This window comes from Paracoccus sp. TRP (assembly GCF_000185925.1).
Classification (GTDB): Bacteria; Pseudomonadota; Alphaproteobacteria; order Rhodobacterales; family Rhodobacteraceae; genus Paracoccus; species Paracoccus kondratievae.
This window is the reverse complement of the sequence record NZ_AEPN01000114.1, coordinates 1-1,173: the sequence shown is the minus strand read 5'-3', so window position 1 is coordinate 1,173 and position 1,173 is coordinate 1. Positions and strand designations below refer to the sequence as shown.

Sequence of the window (1,173 nt, the reverse complement as noted above, 5' to 3'; positions counted from 1 at the left end):
GGTTCAAATCCTACCCCCGCAACCAAAATCCTTTGCGTTTCCAAACGCTTACGCGCCGTCCTCCGGGGCGGCGTTTGCGTTTCCAACACTCGTGGAAGCACTGTGGAAGCAAGAGGGGCCGAAGTCGTGCGTAGAGGCTACAATTCCACCTCTGCCTCAAGCTCCGCCACACCAATCTCCTGTGCGACCGGTGTCCAGATGTCGAAGTCTTCGGCTTCGGTTTCTATGGTGACAATCAGCGAGTAACGCGCACCAAGTCCGCTTCGATCGCGCTTGGGCTGATCCTTCCACCAGCCAGAGACCGGATAGATTCCTATCGCGCCGCGCTCAGCAAGATCCGCAGCGGTGCCAACCCAAATGTCAGAGTGAACGGAGCCCTTGTTGCGGGCTTCTCCAATGTACCAATCGGCCAGGCCCCCAGCGGGGGCGGGCTTCCCTTCGTCTTCTTCGAGCGCTTTCTGGTTCAAGCGCTTATGGAACTCATCTGTGCTCTCGGTTGGAAGTTTCATGTCGAAGCGCAAGCCGTGTGATGCATAGCGGTGACGTGTCTTCCAACCACGTCTGCCAGGGTTGGGCTCGATGAAATACGACAGCGTGACCCGCACTCGAACGGGCGTCTCTCCCATCTCCGTCAATACCGACTTCGGCCAGGGCAGTTCATGCAAATGCAACTCGCGCATCTTTCCATCGGCGAAAGGGCGGATCGTTGACTGCGCGACGAGGGTAAGCGCATCGCCGGCGCTTCGAAGTGCGGCGCGGAGATTCGGTACGCCATAGCCATATCGGCGAAGAAGTTTCGCCCGGGCCTTCTTTCCCTCGGCACCGTCGATGTGCTTCCGCATCGCCTTAGTCCATCTCGCCGACTGGACGATCAGGCCTCGGACGCTCTCGGGCCAGAGTTGCGGGTACTCGGCACTGATCATGGCTGCCATCCGCGCCACTTGCGCCGTTGCAGCGCTTGTCGCCCACGAAAGCGCGAAGCTCTTCTCCGCTGGTTTGTGGTGCGTTGACAACAAGCAAAGATCTGCAACAGGGAAGTCGATAGCTTCCCCATTCAGGGCGAGATTCCCGCCCTCAAAAACTACGTCGGGCTTGAGTGGCCATGTCTCCTGAAACAACACTGAGGTTGTGCTCCAGGGCGAGAGATTGTTGATTTCCGTCGAGACGTGACCC

The 1,173-nt window shown here is 58.7% G+C and carries 1 protein-coding gene; it reads right to left on the bottom strand.

All coding sequences use genetic code 11. The features are described from left to right. Positions 1 to 137: 137 nt before the first annotated feature. Positions 138 to 1,173 (bottom strand): S8 family serine peptidase (locus tag PARACOCCUSGL_RS0120080; protein ID WP_010401006.1); only part of this gene is annotated, 1,036 nt, incomplete at its 5' end.